Annotated in this window: 14 protein-coding genes and 1 riboswitch; of the genes, 13 read left to right on the top strand and 1 reads right to left on the bottom strand. The window is 31.7% G+C overall.

What is annotated here, in order from left to right; translation table 11 throughout:
* Positions 1–116: 116 nt before the first annotated feature.
* A riboswitch (cobalamin riboswitch) is annotated at positions 117–295 on the top strand.
* Positions 296–413: 118 nt separating this feature from the next.
* The 9 genes from KPL55_RS05100 (at position 414) to cbiT (ending at position 10,537) form a co-directional block, all read left to right on the top strand.
* Complete coding sequence (locus tag KPL55_RS05100; protein ID WP_216305630.1) at positions 414–1,943, top strand: cobyric acid synthase; 1,530 nt, start codon at positions 414–416, stop codon at positions 1,941–1,943.
* A gap of 1 nt (position 1,944) precedes the next feature.
* On the top strand, positions 1,945–2,919 hold the full coding sequence (gene cbiB, locus KPL55_RS05095) for an adenosylcobinamide-phosphate synthase CbiB (RefSeq protein ID WP_246599308.1): 975 nt from the start codon (positions 1,945–1,947) through the stop codon (positions 2,917–2,919).
* Between the two features lie 4 nt (positions 2,920–2,923).
* A complete protein-coding gene (hemA, locus tag KPL55_RS05090) occupies positions 2,924–4,108 on the top strand; it encodes a glutamyl-tRNA reductase (protein ID WP_216305629.1) in 1,185 nt (394 codons plus the stop codon).
* A complete protein-coding gene (locus KPL55_RS05085; protein ID WP_216305628.1) occupies positions 4,072–4,716 on the top strand; it encodes an NAD(P)-dependent oxidoreductase in 645 nt (214 codons plus the stop codon). The genes hemA and KPL55_RS05085 overlap by 37 nt, the downstream gene beginning before the upstream one ends.
* 55 nt (positions 4,717–4,771) lie before the next feature.
* Positions 4,772–5,647, top strand: a complete 876-nt coding sequence (gene hemC, locus KPL55_RS05080; RefSeq protein ID WP_216305627.1) for a hydroxymethylbilane synthase — start codon at positions 4,772–4,774, stop codon at positions 5,645–5,647.
* A gap of 27 nt (positions 5,648–5,674) precedes the next feature.
* On the top strand, positions 5,675–7,132 hold the full coding sequence (gene cobA / locus KPL55_RS05075) for a uroporphyrinogen-III C-methyltransferase (protein WP_216305626.1): 1,458 nt from the start codon (positions 5,675–5,677) through the stop codon (positions 7,130–7,132).
* 73 nt (positions 7,133–7,205) lie between these two features.
* The gene (gene hemB, locus KPL55_RS05070; protein WP_216305625.1) at positions 7,206–8,171 is read left to right on the top strand and encodes a porphobilinogen synthase; all 966 of its coding nucleotides are present in this window, start codon (positions 7,206–7,208) and stop codon (positions 8,169–8,171) included.
* Between the two features lie 46 nt (positions 8,172–8,217).
* Positions 8,218–9,492 carry a glutamate-1-semialdehyde 2,1-aminomutase gene (gene hemL, locus KPL55_RS05065; RefSeq protein ID WP_216305624.1) on the top strand — a complete coding sequence of 425 codons (1,275 nt, stop codon included), beginning with the start codon at positions 8,218–8,220 and terminating at the stop codon, positions 9,490–9,492.
* 472 nt (positions 9,493–9,964) lie between these two features.
* The gene (gene cbiT / locus KPL55_RS05060) at positions 9,965–10,537 is read left to right on the top strand and encodes a precorrin-6Y C5,15-methyltransferase (decarboxylating) subunit CbiT (protein WP_216305623.1); all 573 of its coding nucleotides are present in this window, start codon (positions 9,965–9,967) and stop codon (positions 10,535–10,537) included.
* A gap of 299 nt (positions 10,538–10,836) precedes the next feature.
* Here cbiT and asd read toward each other — a convergent pair whose 3' ends face one another.
* Positions 10,837–11,922, bottom strand: a complete 1,086-nt coding sequence (asd, locus tag KPL55_RS05055) for an aspartate-semialdehyde dehydrogenase (protein ID WP_216305622.1) — start codon at positions 11,920–11,922, stop codon at positions 10,837–10,839.
* A 299-nt stretch (positions 11,923–12,221) separates the two neighbouring features.
* On the opposite strand from asd, the gene speD reads away from it, so the two are divergent.
* From speD to glgA, 4 genes are all read left to right on the top strand, one after another.
* Positions 12,222–13,037, top strand: coding sequence for an adenosylmethionine decarboxylase (gene speD, locus KPL55_RS05050; RefSeq protein WP_216305671.1), 816 nt, complete (start codon positions 12,222–12,224; stop codon positions 13,035–13,037).
* 517 nt (positions 13,038–13,554) lie between these two features.
* Positions 13,555–14,709 (top strand): glucose-1-phosphate adenylyltransferase, encoded by a 1,155-nt coding sequence (locus tag KPL55_RS05045; RefSeq protein ID WP_246599306.1) that lies wholly within the window; start codon positions 13,555–13,557, stop codon positions 14,707–14,709.
* Positions 14,710–14,726: 17 nt separating this feature from the next.
* Entirely contained in the window at positions 14,727–15,836 is a 1,110-nt protein-coding gene (glgD, locus tag KPL55_RS05040; protein WP_216305621.1) for a glucose-1-phosphate adenylyltransferase subunit GlgD, read from the top strand.
* Positions 15,837–15,917: 81 nt separating this feature from the next.
* A complete protein-coding gene (gene glgA / locus KPL55_RS05035; RefSeq protein ID WP_216305620.1) occupies positions 15,918–17,351 on the top strand; it encodes a glycogen synthase GlgA in 1,434 nt (477 codons plus the stop codon).
* The last annotated feature ends 69 nt before the right edge of the window (positions 17,352–17,420 follow it).

Here is a 17,420-nt window from a genome sequence, read left to right as displayed (position 1 = left end):
GTAATGTTATAAACTTATTTGTATGAGTTTATAAAATTCAAAAATTATAATGTTGTTTTATGTAAGTATAATAATAAAAAAGTGAATAGATGTTTTTAGGTGCCTTTTATTAATAAGCTACATTTGTAGATTAAGCTACATTTGTATATTAATAAGGTGAAAAGGGAATGTGGTGTAATTCCACAGCAGCCCCCGCTACTGTATTTGAATACAAACTTTTTATAACATCTGTAATGGATGGTTAAAGAGAAAATGATTCAAGAGTCAGGAGACCTGCCTAAAATAGGATTATTAAGCTTTCGGCGGGAAAGAACTTGTAGTATTTAAGTTAGTGCAATGAAAAATTGCGTTTAACAGCAGGTGTGAAGCTTGCTGTTTTTTATTTTATAAAAAAGCACATAAGGAGGAGAGTAATGGCTAAAATAATGGTTCAAGGGACAGCTTCATCTGTAGGTAAAAGCATACTAGTCACAGCACTTTGTAGAATTTTTAATCAAGATGGGTTTTCTGTATGCCCTTTTAAATCGCAAAATATGTCACTTAATTCTTATATTACAATGGATGGAAAAGAAATGGGAAGAGCCCAAGTGCTTCAAGCATATGCTTCAGGGCTTGAACCAGAAGTATACATGAACCCAATTTTATTAAAGCCTACCTCGGATAAAAAGTGCCAAATTATAGTTAATGGAAAAGTATTTGGAAATAGTACAGCTATGGAGTATCATAATATGAAATTGGAATTTAAAGACATGCTAAAGCAGCAGTTTGAGGAACTAGAGAAAAAGTTTGATATTATAGTAATGGAGGGCGCAGGAAGCCCTGCAGAAATTAATTTAAGAGATAGAGATATAGTTAACATGGGGATGGCTGAGCTTATAGATGCACCTGTAATTCTCGCCGGAGATATAGATAAAGGTGGAGTATTTGCTTCACTTGCAGGGACTATGCTTTTACTGGGCGATAAGGAGAAAAAGAGGGTTAAGGCCACTATTATAAATAAGTTTAGAGGGGATCTAGAAATCTTAAAGCCAGGGCTAACAATGCTAGAGGATATTATACATATTCCCTGCAATGGAGTAGTTCCATATTTTAGATTGAATTTGGAAGATGAAGATGGCGCGGTGGAATTTAATAAGAAAATTACGGCACCTATTGATATTGCTGTAATAAAACTTCCACACATATCAAATTTTACAGATTTAGATGCTCTAAAGAGTGAAGAGGATGTATCAGTTAGATTTGTTACAACTAAAGAAGAGCTGGGTAATCCAGACTTACTTATAATACCAGGAACTAAAAGTACTATAGACGATTTGATAGTTTTAAGAGAATTAGGGCTTATTAAAGCAATTAGTGAATATAGTTTAAAAGGAACTATATTAGGTATTTGTGGAGGGTATCAAATGCTTGGAAATAGTTTATATGATCCTAAAAGCTTAGAGGGAAGTTCTGATAAAGCTTACGGTATGAAGCTTTTAGACATAGATACAGTATTTGAAAATGAAAAAACAACTACGAGAGTAAAGGCAAAAAGTGTTAATATAAAGGATATTGATAAAAGTATTGATGTTTACGGTTATGAAATCCATATGGGCAAATGCATTTACGGACATAATGCTAAACCACTTTTTCAAATATACGATAGAAATAGTGAGAATTATTCTAATGCAGATGGAGCAATCAATATAGGTGGTAATATTATGGGTACATATATTCATGGCATTTTGGATGGGGTAGAGTTTAGGGAATATCTAATTAATACTTTAAGGATAAAAAAATCTATGATACCTAAGAAATCTAAGGAATATGAAAGTTTAAGGGAGATAGAGTTAGACAAGCTAGCAGATATAGTGCGAGAAAGTTTAGATATGGACGCAATATATAAAATTATTGGGATAGATAGAAAAGTAGGAAAAACCAAGAAGGAAATAGAAAGGAATTAAAATGGAAATACTATTTCATATGAATATAATTGATTTAATATTGGCGGTATTGTTAGATTTATTAATTGGCGATCCATACTGGTTTAAACATCCAGTTATTTATATAGGAAAACTAATTTCTAAGTTGGATAAGTTGGGTAGGAAATTATGTTATACAGATAAGCAAATTAAAGTTTTTGGTGGAATTATTGTAATTATTGTGGCATTTTCAAGTTTTTTAGTGCCATTTCTAATTTTAAAAATTTCTAAAAATGTATTTTGGTTATACCATATTCTTAATATAATATTACTTTGGACAACAATAGCGGCTAAATGTCTCCACTCGGAAGGTATAAAGGTCTATGACTCATTAGCTAAAAATGATATTATTGACGCAAGAGTTAAATTATCCTACATTGTAGGTAGAGATACAAAGAACCTTAGTGAATACGAGATAGTAAGGGCGGATGTGGAGACTATTGCAGAAAATACAGCAGACGGCGTTATAGCTCCTATTCTTTATGCAATATTAGGAGGAGCCCCTTTAGCTATGATGTATAAGGGCATAAATACTATGGATTCTATGCTTGGTTACATGAATGAAAAATATAAATATATTGGATTCTTTCCAGCTAAAACGGATGATGTATTTAATTATGTGCCTGCAAGAATAACAGGGTTTCTTATTTGTTTGGCGTCGCCTCTAGTTAGAGGAAATATTTTGGAAAGTATAAAAGTAATGATAAGAGATAGGAAAAACCATAAAAGCCCTAATTGCGCTTATCCAGAAGGTGCGGCAGCGGGGGCTATGAGAGTTCAATTAGGTGGTACAAACGTATATTTTGGAGAGAAAATGTATAAACCAACTATAGGAAATAAAATAAATGATTTAAGAAAAGAACATATAGCAGATACAATACAATTAATGTATGGGGCAATGTTTTATTTGATAATAATAAATGTTATATATGAAATAGTTAAGTACTTTTGGAGATGATATAATGATACAACTTATAGGACTAAAACATGATGTTAAACTAGAAATTAGAGAAAAACTATCAATTATACCTATACGTCAAAAAAGGTGTTTAGAGGCACTTTTAGAAATATGTGAAGAGGCAGTTATATTAAGTACCTGCAATAGGACTGAGATATATTTTAAATCTAAGGATGAAGATATAGTATCTAAAATTTTCAAGGCTCTTAGCTGGGATGAGAATTTAATAAAATGTGTTATTAGGTATAAGGATGAAAAGGCAGTGCGACATTTGATGGAGGTAGTCTGTGGATTTGACTCATTACTTCTTGGGGAGGACCAAATTTTAGGTCAAGTTAGGGATGCTTATGAAATTGCTAAAGAGATTAAGACTAATAAAAAGGAACTTCAGAGGTTATTCGAAAGTTCAATTTCATGTGGTAAGCATTTTAGAACTAAGTCAAAAATAAGTGAAATACCAGTATCTTCATCTTCTATGGTAGTAAAGAAGGCGATCGATAAGGGACATAAAAGATTTATGGTTTTAGGATATGGGTCGGTAGGGGAACTTACTTCTAAATACATACTAGAGTCTAAAATAGATAGGCTATATATTGTAGTTAGGGATACTCAAAAGGTAAATATAGAAGACGATCGAGCAAAAATAATACCCTTTTATGATTTAGATAAATATTATAATAGGGTAGATTGCATTATATCTTGTACTACAGCTCCTCATACCGTAGTGCATTTAAATGAGTTACCTAATAAAAGATTACTATTGTTTGATTTAGCAGTTCCAAGAGATATAGAAGAAATAATAAGTGAAAACCATTTGTATGAAGTTTATGACATAGATATGATTTGTGACATTCATGATGCAAATTATAAAAGACGACAAGAGCTGATGATTAAAAATAGATATATCGTAGATAAAGCTATAAAAGAATATATAGAGTGGAAAACAGTTGAGGAGTTAGCACCATTTATTAAAAAAATAAAGAGCAATGGTGATGATGTTTACAAGGAAAGATTAGAAACTTTTAAACATAAGAAAAAGACTAAAGATAATGAAAAGCTTGCTGAACTACTTTTAAAAAGCACTTCAAATGCCTATGTAAACAGGGCTATTGATGTCTTAAAGGAGGAACATTTAAAAGGGAGGTCTCAAGAATGTCAGGACATAATAAGCAGGATCTTTCAGATTTAAATTATACTATGATTTCACTTATCTCAAATAAGATTAATGTACTTATTGTTGGTGGGGGAGATGCAGCTTTTATAAAATGTAGATCATTTTCAAAGGAAGGCTGTAATGTTACAGTAGTGTCAAAAGAATTCTGCCCGGAATTTTTAGAAGTTGATGGTTTATATAACGTTAAATTAATAAAAGATGATTATAATGAAGTTTATGTGGATAATAATCATATTGTTATTATTGCAACAAATAGTAAAGAAACAAATGAGATTATAAAAAAATACTGTGATAGTATATGTAAGTTATATGTGCACTGCGAAGATCATAAACGAGGGTTATTCGTATCGCCCGTTCAAAAAGATACAAATAATATTAAATTTGCGTTACATACTAAATATGGTAGCCCTAAAACAGCACTTTTTATGGCTGAAATTATGGAAGATAAACTTTGCCTGTACACAGACTTTATAGATTATACTTTTAGTATAAGAAATAAAGTAATGAAGAATACTCTTAAAAAAGAAATTATGAATTTTGTATGTAGTGAAGATTTCTACTTTTTTTATACTAAGGGATTACATGATAGTATTTTAGAAATGTTTTATAAAAATGAAATTTAGTGAAATTAATATAAAAGTCAAAGTTTATGGACAGGATTTAGAGGAGGCGTTAGTTTTGAAAATTAATATAGGGACTAGAAGAAGTGAACTTGCACAAGTTCAAGCAAATACAATTATGGCTATGATTAAAGAAGAGTATAACATAGACTGCGAAAAGGTACTTATTGAGACTAAGGGAGATAAGATTTTAAATGTTACTTTAGATAAAATAGGTGGTAAAGGACTTTTCGTAAAGGAAATAGAGCACGCTATGATTGATGGCAAAGCTGATATGGCAGTGCACAGCATGAAGGATGTACCCTACGATATACCTCAGGAGTTTGAAATAGTGGCTATTCCAGTTAGGGAAGATGTTAGAGATGCATTTGTTGCATTTAATAACATTAGCTTTTACGATTTACCTAAGGGTGCAAGAATAGGTACCAGTAGTATAAGACGTGGCACACAAATCAAAATAATTAGACCAGATGTAGAAATTGTACCTATAAGAGGTAATGTACAGACTAGAATAGCAAAAATAGAAAAGGAAAATCTAGATGGAATTATACTTGCAGCTGCAGGATTAAAAAGACTTAACATGGAAAATATAATTACTAATTATTTTAATGTAGAGGAAATGGTACCAGCAATTGCTCAAGGAGCATTAGGGATTGAAATGGTTAAAAATCACCCTCTAATCGATATGATTAAAAAATTAGAGTGTTATGATGCTAGAATCTGCGTTGATGCAGAGAGAAGCTTTATGGCAACTCTTAATGGAGATTGTCATGGGTGCATAGGTGCGTATGCTTATCTAAATGGAGATGATATGCACATGCTTGGTATATTCGATGTTAATGGAAAAATAGTAAAAAAACAAATATCAGGAGATAAAAATGAATATATAAATCTAGGTATTATGCTAGCTAAAAATGTCTTAGAAGATAAGTGATTTTAAACAACAGAAAGGAGGATATTAATGGGAAAGGTTTATTTAATGGGAGTAGGACCAGGTGACGAAGAACTAATAACACTAAAAGCAATAAGAATGCTTGGTAAATGTACTGCGGTTATGTATGATAGGCTTGCGAGCACTAGTGTACTTAAATATTTAAGGGAGGATTGCGAAATATATTATTGTGGTAAAGAACCAGGATGCCATTATAAAACTCAGGAAGAAATAAATAACATGCTAGTATCTCTATCTAAAAATGGTCATGTAGTTGGAAGAATTAAAGGTGGAGATCCATTTGTATTCGGACGTGGAGGAGAGGAAGCACTAGCACTTCTTAAGGAAAACATCGAATTCGAAGTTATACCTGGAATAACATCACCAATAGCAGTGCTTAATTATGCAGGAATTCCTATAACTCATAGAGCAATAGCTCAAAGTTTTCACGTATTCACAGCAATGAGTGCAGAAAAACTTAATATAGACTGGGAAGTGGTTGGAAAACTTGGAGGAACTCTAGTATTTATGATGGGTTTTAAAAATCTACAGAAGATTGCGGAAAGTCTTATATTTAATGGAATAAGTAAAAGTACCCCATGCGCTGTAATAATGAGTGGAACTACATCAAAACAGAAGAAGGTAGTGGGAACTTTAATAGATATTTTAGGAAAGGTCCAAAAATCAGAGATATCATCTCCTTGCATTATTGTAGTTGGTGAGGTAGTTAAATTTAATGATCAATTTAATTGGTATGAGAAAAAACCACTATTTGGTAAGAGTATTTGTATAACCCGTTCAAAAGAGCAGTCAAAAGAACTACGCGAAGAATTAATAGATTTAGGAGCGCAGGTTCTTGAGATAAATTCTATAGCATTTAAAAACACAGCATCTAATTTAGATAATTATAAAGAAAAACTTGTAGAATATGACTATATAACATTAACTAGTGTCAATGGTGTAAATTTCTTTTTTGACTACTTAAAAGACATTGGATTTGATATTAGAAAACTTAAAGCAAAAATTGCAGCAATAGGACCAGCTACTGCCGACGCTATTAAAAATAGAGGTATTATGCCGGAAATTGTAGCTGATCATTTTGTTGCTGAGTCTTTGTTTGATAAAATGAAGCAATATGTAAAGGCAGATGACAAAGTGCTAGTGCCAAGATCTAAAGATGCAAGGCCTTATCTAGTAGAAGCATTAAGAGGTCTTGGATGTTATGTTGACGAGGTACTCACTTATGAAACATTATGTGGAAAACTAAGATCTGAGGATGAAATAAAAGATGTAGATCTTATAATATTTACATCACCGTCTACAGTTAAAAACATGATTAAAATGGTAGGCCTTGAAACAATAAAGTCAAAGACATCACTTGCAATAGGTCCGATTACTGCAAAAGCGCTATCTGATCAAGGAATAAAATCAACCATATGTGATGTTTATAGCGCAAAGGGTGTTATAAGTAAACTTATGGAAATGTAATTAGGCTTTAGTGTGCTTTTTTATAACAATTTGTGGATAACATTAAAATTTATTTAATTAGGAGTGGATAACTTTGTTTAAAAGAAATAGAAGACTTAGAGAAACAAGAAATATACGTGATTTAGTAAGAGAAACGGTATTAACCAACGCGGACTTTATATTCCCTATTTTTGTAGTAGAAGGAGAAAACATTAAAGAAGAAATATCTTCTATGCCGGGAAATTATCATTTTTCATTAGATAGACTTCATGAGGTTATAGAAGAGGTTGAAGAAGTCGGTCTTCGTGGAATAATTTTATTTGGGCTACCGGATCATAAAGATGAAGTTGGATGCGGGGCTTACGATAAAAATGGCATAATTCAAAGGGCAGTTAAAAAAGTACGCGAAATATCGAAAGATTTACTTATAATAACAGATGTATGTATGTGTGAATACACAAGTCATGGACATTGTGGAATAGTTGAAGGAACAAAGGTTGACAATGATAAGAGCCTAAAATATATAGCAGAAATAGCATTATCCCACGCACAAGCAGGAGCTGATATGATAGCACCATCTGACATGATGGATGGTCATGTAGCTGCTATAAGAGAGGTTTTGGATGCAAATGATTTTAAAGATGTATCTATAATGGCTTATAGTGCAAAATACTCCTCAGCTTTTTACGGCCCATTTAGAGAGGCAGCTAATTCTGCTCCACAATTCGGAGATAGAAAGTCTTACCAAATGGATCCAGCAAATATAAGAGAAGCCATGAGAGAGATAGATGCTGATATTGAGGAAGGCGCAGATATTATAATGGTAAAACCAGCATTATCCTATTTAGATGTAGTAAGATGGGCTAGAGATAGACATGATGTGCCAGTAGCAGCTTACAGTGTTAGTGGAGAGTTTGCAATGGTAAAAGCAGCAGCGAAGATGGGCTGGATCGATGAGAAAGCTATAGCTATGGAAATGCATTTATCTATGAAAAGGGCAGGAGCAGATATGATAATTACTTATTATGCTATTGATTTGTGTAGATGGCTTAGGGAGTAGATAATGTTTGTAATATAGCTAAATATTTAGAAAAGAGGTAACTACTATGAGAAATTTAGATATATTTAATGAATCAAAACAATATATGCCTGGTGGAGTTAATAGCCCAGTTAGAGCATATAAAGATGTATCTGTAACTCCGAAAGTTATAAAAAATGGTAAGGGAGCGTACATTTATGATGAGGATGGAAATAAATACATAGATTTCGTATGTGCATGGGGACCTATGATACTTGGACATTGTGATGAGGATGTAGTAAAAGCTATACAAAACACTGCAGCGCAAGCTATTGCATTTGGAGCACCTACTGAAATAGAGCTAAAACTTGCAAAACATATTTGCTCAACTGTAGATAATGTAGATATGGTTCGAATGGTTAATTCAGGCACAGAAGCTACAATGAGCGCAGTGAAACTTGCTAGAGGATATACTGAAAAAAATAAAATAATAAAATTCGCAGGTTGTTATCACGGTCATGCTGAAGGTTTTTTAGTAGAAGCAGGTTCAGGAGTACTTACAGAGGGAATACCAGGGTCTGCAGGTGTGCCTAAGGAAAGTATTATAAATACGTTAATAGCAAAGTATAACGACATAGAAAGTGTAAATGAACTATTTTTAAAGTATAGTGATGATATTGCATGCATAATTATTGAGCCGGTAGCAGGAAATATGGGAGTTATCCCAGCCCAGAAAGAATTTTTAGTGGAACTTAGGAATTTATGTGATAAATACAAATGTTTACTTATTTTTGATGAAGTAATGAGTGGATTTAGAGTAGCATATAAAGGAGCTCAAAGCATTTATAATGTATCCCCTGATTTAATAACTTTTGCAAAAATCATGGGCGGTGGACTTCCATGTGGTGCTTATGGTGGGAAAAAAGAAATAATGGAGCTTTTGTCACCAATGGGACCAGTTTATCAAGCAGGGACTATGTCTGGAAATCCAGTAGTAATGGCAGCAGGTTATGCAACTTTAACTAAACTTTATAATAATCCTAGCGTATATGATAATATGGAAAAACTTTCGGAAAAACTACAAGAGGGATTACTCCAAATTGCAAAAGAAAAAAAGATACCTATGGTAGTTAATAGATGTGGGTCAATGATTACAGCTTTCTTTACAAAAAACAAAGAAGTGAAAACATTTGATGATGCTAAAACTTGTGATGTTAAATTATTTGCAAAGTACTTTGAGCATATGATAAAAAGTGGAATAAATATTGCACCATCTCAGTTTGAAGCAATATTCTTAAATGTTAAACATACAGAGGTGGATATTGAGAAATTCTTAGAGGCATTTAAGAGTTTTGAAGTTTAATGGTTAATATATAATTGGAGTATATAACGAATCAACTTTATAAAATTCCAGCATGTAAGAAGTTAGGATAGTAGACCGCTCATTAACAGTGTCTAAGTTTATTCCATGTAAAATTCCCTATGGGAACCATTCGACGTCCTGTCTCAGGGTTCCGCGCTACCCATCCTGGTCCGCTTACGGGAATTTTACATTACATAAATTAAGACACTGTAAATTTACTATATACTATCTTTCACTTCTTACATGCTTATTCTCTTATAAAGTCTATTTAATTATGATATTCTAAAAAAACATTTTGAATTATCTCCAGAAAAAGCGTTAGAGTGACCGTAGTTCGATTGACGTTTATAGTACTAAGCATATGTACATACAGTACTATAGTCTTAAAAATTTTGATGGTGATGGCCTACTGATTATAAATGCGTTGAGATAGGCAAATATTATGTATTAAAGTAAAACAGGTGGTGTAAATATGAGGTTTATTAAGGATGATGAATTCATTAGGGGTAACTGCCCAATGACAAAGGAAGATGTACGGATATTAAGTGTTGTAAAGCTTGAGCTGGAAGAGGATTATAAGGTGTTGGATATTGGTGCTGGAACGGGGTCGGTAAGTATTCAGATTGCCAAGATATGCAAAAATGGTAAGGTAATAGCTATAGAAAAAGATGAAGATGCATTAGTAGTTCTAAATCAAAATAAAGAAAAATTTAAGACTCATAATTTAGAGATTGTAAATGCAGAGGCCATGGAGGTTCAGCCAAGTATTGCAGAAGAATATGATGGTATATTTGTAGGTGGAAGTGGCGGAAATATAGCTGATATCATTGAAAAATATGGTGATAAACTTAAAAAAGGCAAAAACATTGTTTTGAATTTCATAACACTAAATAATGTATACAAGGCTATGGAAGCTTTAAAAGGGCTAAACTATGAAGTTGAATGCGTCCAAGTTCAAGTAAGCAAGACAAAAGGGCAGAGTTATATGTTGATGGCAAATAATCCTATATTTATAGTGAGTGGTAAAAAAAGGTGCGACCTATAACTTTCTCCTGCGTGACTCTAAGTAAGAGATTGAGGCAATAGGCCTCAGATTTTCCTAACAGTGGGTTTAAGAATTCATGTTCATGAGTCGCAAGAGTCCTTAATTTAATGATAGATATACATAATAGTATGAAATTTCTCCGGAAGTGAATAGAAATAAGAAGTACAGAAACAATTGAAATCCCATTTAGAAATTCTTCTTTTATATTTGTAAAAGATTAGAATTCCTTAATGGGATTTCATGTTTCAAGCTCTTATTTCATTCACGCAGGAGAAATTTCATATTTGATGCGCTTTTTTCTATTTAGATGTTAAATAACCCTCGCTAAATAAAAGTTCAGCTGAAAGCACTGCGCCACCTGCTGCTCCACGTAAGGTGTTGTGGGATAAACAAACAAATTTGTAGTCGAATAATTTATCTTCTCTAAGTCTTCCAACTGCTATTCCCATACCTTTTTCGATATTTCTGTCCAGTTTTGTTTGAGGTCTATCATTTTCCTCAAAGTAAGTTAAAAATTGCTCGGGTGCATTTGGAAGATTCAAAAGTTGTGGTTTACCTTTAAATTCAGACCAAAGTTTTAAAATAGTTTCTTTTGATGGTTTCTCTTCAAAGGAAACAAACACTGCAGCTAAGTGACCGTCAGCTACAGGGACACGTATACATTGAGTGGAAATTATAGGCTGCTCTGCATTAACTATTTTATCATTTTCTATATGACCCCAAATTTTTAGAGGTTCCTGCTCGCTTTTTTCTTCTTCTCCACCTATATATGGTATAACATTGTCAATAATTTCTGGCCAGTCTGAAAATATCTTTCCAGAACCTGATATAGCTTGATATGTGCAAACTAGTATTTTTGTAGGTTTATATTCCATAAGCGCACTTATAGCGGGAACATAACTTTGAATTGAGCAGTTCGGTTTTGCTACAATAAAACCTCTTTTAGTTCCAAGGCGCGTGCGTTGCACGTTAATTAATTCAAAATGGTCTGCATTTATTTCTGGTATAACCATTGGAACATCAGCCGTTTTACGGTGCGCAGAGTTATTTGAAATTACAGGAGTTTCAGCTTTTGCGTATCTTTCTTCAATCTCTCTTATTTCATTTGCACTCATATTAACAGCGCAGAATACAAAATCTACTAAACCACTTATTACATCTACTTCATTGATGTTTTTTACTACTATGCTTTTAACACTCTCAGGCATAGGTACGTCTAATTTCCACCTATTGCTTACTGCCTCGAGATAAGTTTTACCAACAGAATTCTCACTAGCGGCAATAACAACTATTTCAAAATAAGGGTGGTTTCCAAGTAGTGTAACAAGACGTTGACCAACAAATCCAGTTCCACCTAATAATCCGACTTTTAATTTTTTATCCATTATATTAATACCTCCGATTTTAATGATATATACATGTGAAAAATATAAATACTATACTTAAATATATTGATATACATGTTATAAAGGGAATAGTAAGAATAAAATAAAAATATATATGTTACTATTATAGTTGATTATAGTGTTAAAAAGCATATACTTCAAGCAAATTATAATATAGAATGGTTAGGGTAATAAATATATGCCTTGACAATGAAGCCATAAGTTATATAATTTTTCTAGTAGAAGTCTAAGAGAAATGGGGAATAGAGTTGACTAAAATTAATGAAAATGACAAAGATATTAAAAACGAAAAAAACAAAATAAAATTATACGGATTTAACAACTTAACAAAATCATTAAGTTTTAATATTTATGATATTTGTTACACAAAAACAGAAGAGGATCGCAAGAAATATATAGAATACATTGATGAACAATATAACGCTGAGAGGTTAACAAAAATTCTGAGCGATGTTACGGAGATGATAGGTGCTAGCGTACTAAATATAGCAAAACAGGACTATGATCCTCAAGGAGCAAGTGTAACCTTACTTATTTCAGAGGAAGAAATTCCACTATATGTGGTAGATCCTTCATGTAATAGGGGGATTTTGACACCGATGAGAGAAAACATTGTTGGACATTTAGATAAAAGTCATGTAACAGTTCATACTTATCCTGAGAGTCATCCTCAAAATGATATAAGTACTTTTAGAGTAGATATAGATGTGGCCACTTGTGGAACTATCTCTCCATTAAAAGCTCTTAATTATTTAATAGGTAGCTTTGATTCTGATATTATTACTATAGATTATAAGGTTAGAGGTTTTACTAGGGATATGGACGGTAAAAAACATTTTATAGATCATGAGATAAATTCTATACAAGATTATATTGCTAAAGAGACAATAGATAGGTATACTTTAATTGACATGAATATATACCAATCAAGTATATTCCATACAAAAATGAAAATAAATGATTTCGACCTTGAAAATTATCTGTTTGAGATTAAAGAAGAGGATTTAACGAGAGACGAGAAATGTGATATTATACAAAAACTAGAAAAAGAAATGGCGGAAATATTTTATGGCATGGACATTTCTAATCAGTAATTAATAAACTGTAAGTTTATGAGCATATGCAATTAGCGAAAGAATCTTATTTTGCTAATAGTATGTAGTTAAAACATTATATGTTTCAATAAAAATTTTATATATGGCGCACTTTGATAAATAATAATTTAGAAGTTATAGTTATTTATCAAAGTGCGCCTAAAAAGGTTAGTATCTGTTGTGAATATAACAATAAATTACAAATGAAAATATTTTTACAAAATTTACCTCTTTTATACCCGTTTATATGGTATAATTTTCAATATGCTTTCAATTATATTTTAGATATATTTAAAATATCATAGTAGGTTATTTTTTTAGGAATATATAATAAATTATATCACCAACACTTGACGTGTGGAATAATAAGACATATTGTATAAGTATTAGGGTGTCATCGTTTTTATAATTTTTATAAAACCAAATTAAGTAGACAAGCTAATATATTAAAGAATAGTATATAGTTAAATAATTAGGGCTTAGCTAAATAATGAGACATAGAAAGGGGAGAATTATAATGAAAAAGAAGGAAATGGTAGCTATGATATTGGCAGGTGGTCAAGGGTCAAGACTTAAACAATTAACAAAAACGACTGCGAAACCTGCGGTGCCATTTGGGGGGAAATATAGAATTATAGATTTCTCATTAAGTAATTGTTCCAATTCAGATATTGACACCGTAGGGGTCCTAACTCAATACCAACCGCTAGAACTAAACTCTCATATAGGAATAGGCGCTCCTTGGGATTTAGATAGGAGAGATGGGGGTGTAAGCATGCTTGCACCGTACCAAAGTGAAGATGGTGGTAATTGGTACAAGGGTACTGCTGATGCTATATTTCAAAATACAAACTATATTGATAGTTTTAACCCAGAATATGTTCTTATTTTATCAGGGGACCATATTTATAAAATGGATTATTCAAAAATGCTCGATTATCATAAAGAAAAGGGTGCAGATGCTAGTATTGCAGTAATAGAAGTTCCTGATGATGAATGTAGTAGATTTGGAATAATGAATGCTAATGATGATGACAGCATATATGAATTTGAGGAAAAACCTAAAAATGCTAAAAGTAATTTAGCATCAATGGGGGTTTATATTTTTAACTGGGCAGCTCTTAAACAACTTTTAAAAGAGGATAACCAAGATGAAATATCTAGTAATGACTTTGGAAAAAACATAATACCTAAGATGTTAAATAATGATCAGAAGTTGTTTGCATATCACTTCAAAGGATATTGGAGAGATGTTGGTACTATTGAAAGTTTTTGGGAAGCTAATATGGATTTATTATCTGATGATAATGAACTTGATATACATGATGATAAGTGGAGGATATATACGGTTAATTCTATGTTGCCACCACAATATATAGGACCTGAGGCAAATATAACAAATGCAATGCTAAATGAAGGTTGTACTGTTCTCGGTGAAATAAGTAATTGTGTTCTTTTCCAAGGAGTGCATGTAGGGAAAGGTACTAAAATAACTAATTCAGTAATTTTGCCAAATACTAAAATAGGAAATAATGTAGTTATAGATAAAGCTATCATAGGAAGCGATGTTGTAATAAGACGTAATTCATATATTGGAAATGGTCGCGATATTATTGTTATAGAAAAAGGACGTGAAATTAAAGCTGATTTAATGGTTGTCAATAAATTATAAAATTAGGAGGTGCTAAAATGCTTAAAAATTATATAGGAGTATTAATGTTAAATGAGAAAGAAGATAATATTAAAAGCCTTACAAAATCAAGACCTATAGCGTCAATTCCTATAGGTGGAAGATATAGAATTATTGATTTTGTTCTTTCAAATATGGTTAATTCCGGTATTCACAATGTAGGGATATTCACTAACACAAAATCGAGGTCGCTTGTAGACCACGTAGGTTCAGGACAACCTTGGGATTTAGATAGAAAAATAAATGGATTATTTTTATTTAATCTTACTTCAGAAAGATCGCAATTAAATGATATAGATGTATTAAGTGAAAATATGGAATATATTTATAGAACTAAGCAAGAATATGTAATAATGTCTTCATCATATATGGTATGTAATATAGATTATAATGAGGCGGCTAAATATCATGAAGAATCAGGTAGTGATATAACTCTAATATATAAAAAAACAAATAATGCTAAAAAGCATTATGTAGGTTGTAGTACCTTATATATTAATGAAGAGAATAAAGTCTTGAGCATTGGTAAAAATATAGGTGCAGAAGACAAACTAAATATAGGAATGGAAATGTTTATAATGAAGAAGAGCACTCTTATAGATATTATAAATAAATGTATTCAGACTGGAAGTCATAATTCAATTAAGGCAGCAATATATGATGATGTTTCACAACTTAATGTAAATGCATATGAGTTTAAGGGATATCTTCAATGTGTAAATTCTATAAAGAATTATTATAAAACAAGTATGGATATGCTAAATGGTAAAGTAACAAAGGAATTATTCTTTAACAATGGACTAATCTATACGAAAAGTAAAGATGAAGCTCCTACAAAATACTTCAATGAAGCAAAAGTTAATAATTCCTTGATCGCTAATGGATGCATTTTGAAAGGAAAAATAGATAAGAGTGTAATTTCAAGAAGAGTTACTGTAGAAGAAGGGGCAGAAATTAAAAATTGTATTATATTTCAGAATTGTCAAATTAAAAAAGGATGTAAACTTACTAATGTTATAATTGATAAAAATACTATTATAAGCGAGAATACAGTACTTGAAGGTGATGAGGAGTTCCCAGTTGTTATAGAGAAAAAATTTAGAACATAAAAATATTAAATTTAGAGTATATATGAACAAATAACTATATTAATATAGTATTTGTTCATATGTGCCAGGCGGGAGGTTAGTATGAAAGTATTATTTGTAGCGTCAGAAGCATATCCTTTTATAAAAACTGGAGGTCTTGGGGACGTAGCATATGCGCTACCTAAAGCTCTAAGAAAACTCGGAATAGATGCAAGAGTAATTATACCTAAATATAGTGGAATTCCTTTGGCATTCAAAAATTGCATGGAGAGTATAGCTACTTTTAATGTACAAGTTGGATATAGAGAACAATATTGTGGCTTGGAAAATTTGATTTATGATGGAGTGCCTTACTATTTTGTGGATAATGAATATTATTTCAAAAGACCTCACATATATGGGGATTATGATGATGGTGAGCGGTTTTCTTTCTTTTCAAAATCAGTTCTTGAATCTATAAAATATATGGGGGATTTTAAACCAGATATAGTTCACTGTAATGATTGGCAAACTGGTGTTGTGCCAGTTTTACTTAAAGAGAATTATAGTGAAGATGTTTTATATAATAAAATTAAAAGTGTATTCACTATACACAATTTACAATATCAAGGAGTATTTCCAAAAGAAGTATTAGGTGAGTTGTTAAATTTAGATTGGAAGTATTTTAATGATGATGCAATGAAATTTTATGATGCAGTCTCTTTTATGAAGGGTGGAATTGTATTCTCAGATGAGGTAACTACAGTAAGTGATACTTATTCTAAAGAAATTCAAACTCCTTTTTATGGGGAAAAACTAGATGGATTATTATCCGCGAGATCGGCTAACCTACATGGAATAGTAAATGGTATAGACTATGAACTTTATAGTCCTGAAGTTGATGAAAAAATATTTTACAATTATGATATAAAAAATATAAACCAAAAGGTTAAAAATAAACTAAAGCTTCAAGAAAAATTAGGTTTTACTGTTTCTGAGAATATACCTATGATAGGAATAGTGACAAGACTAGTTAAGCAAAAGGGATTAGATCTAATTGTGGAAAAACTCCAAGAAATCCTTAGCCTTCCTATTCAGATTGTATTACTTGGTAATGGTGACGGGTATTATGAGGACATATTTCAGTATCATGCGTCTATCTACCCAAGTAGAATATCAGCAAATATTATTTTTGATGCCGCATTAGCACAACAGATATATGCTGGCTCCGACATGTTTTTAATGCCATCATTATTTGAACCTTGCGGCATTGGGCAGCTAATAGCATTAAAGTATGGAAGTATTCCAATTACACGCGAAACTGGAGGACTTAAAGACACAATTATACCTTATGATAAATATACTGGGAAGGGTAACGGTTTTTCTTTTAAGAATTATAGTGGTCAAGAATTGTTAGAGGCAATAGAGAGGAGTCTTGATTTATACAAGGATAAGACTTCTTGGAATAAATTAGTACAAAATGCTATGAGTTCAAATAATAGCTGGGAAAATTCAGCTAAAAATTATCTGGAATTATATAGTGATTTGATAAAATAATTGCCTATATTAAATATGTAGTACAAGTGTAGCAGGTTGCTTTACACATGAGATAAAAACAGGTCAAAT

The organism is Clostridium lacusfryxellense (genome assembly GCF_018861735.1).
Classification (GTDB): domain Bacteria; phylum Bacillota; class Clostridia; order Clostridiales; family Clostridiaceae; genus Clostridium_AD; species Clostridium_AD lacusfryxellense.
This window is presented reverse-complemented; position numbering and strand designations above follow the sequence as displayed.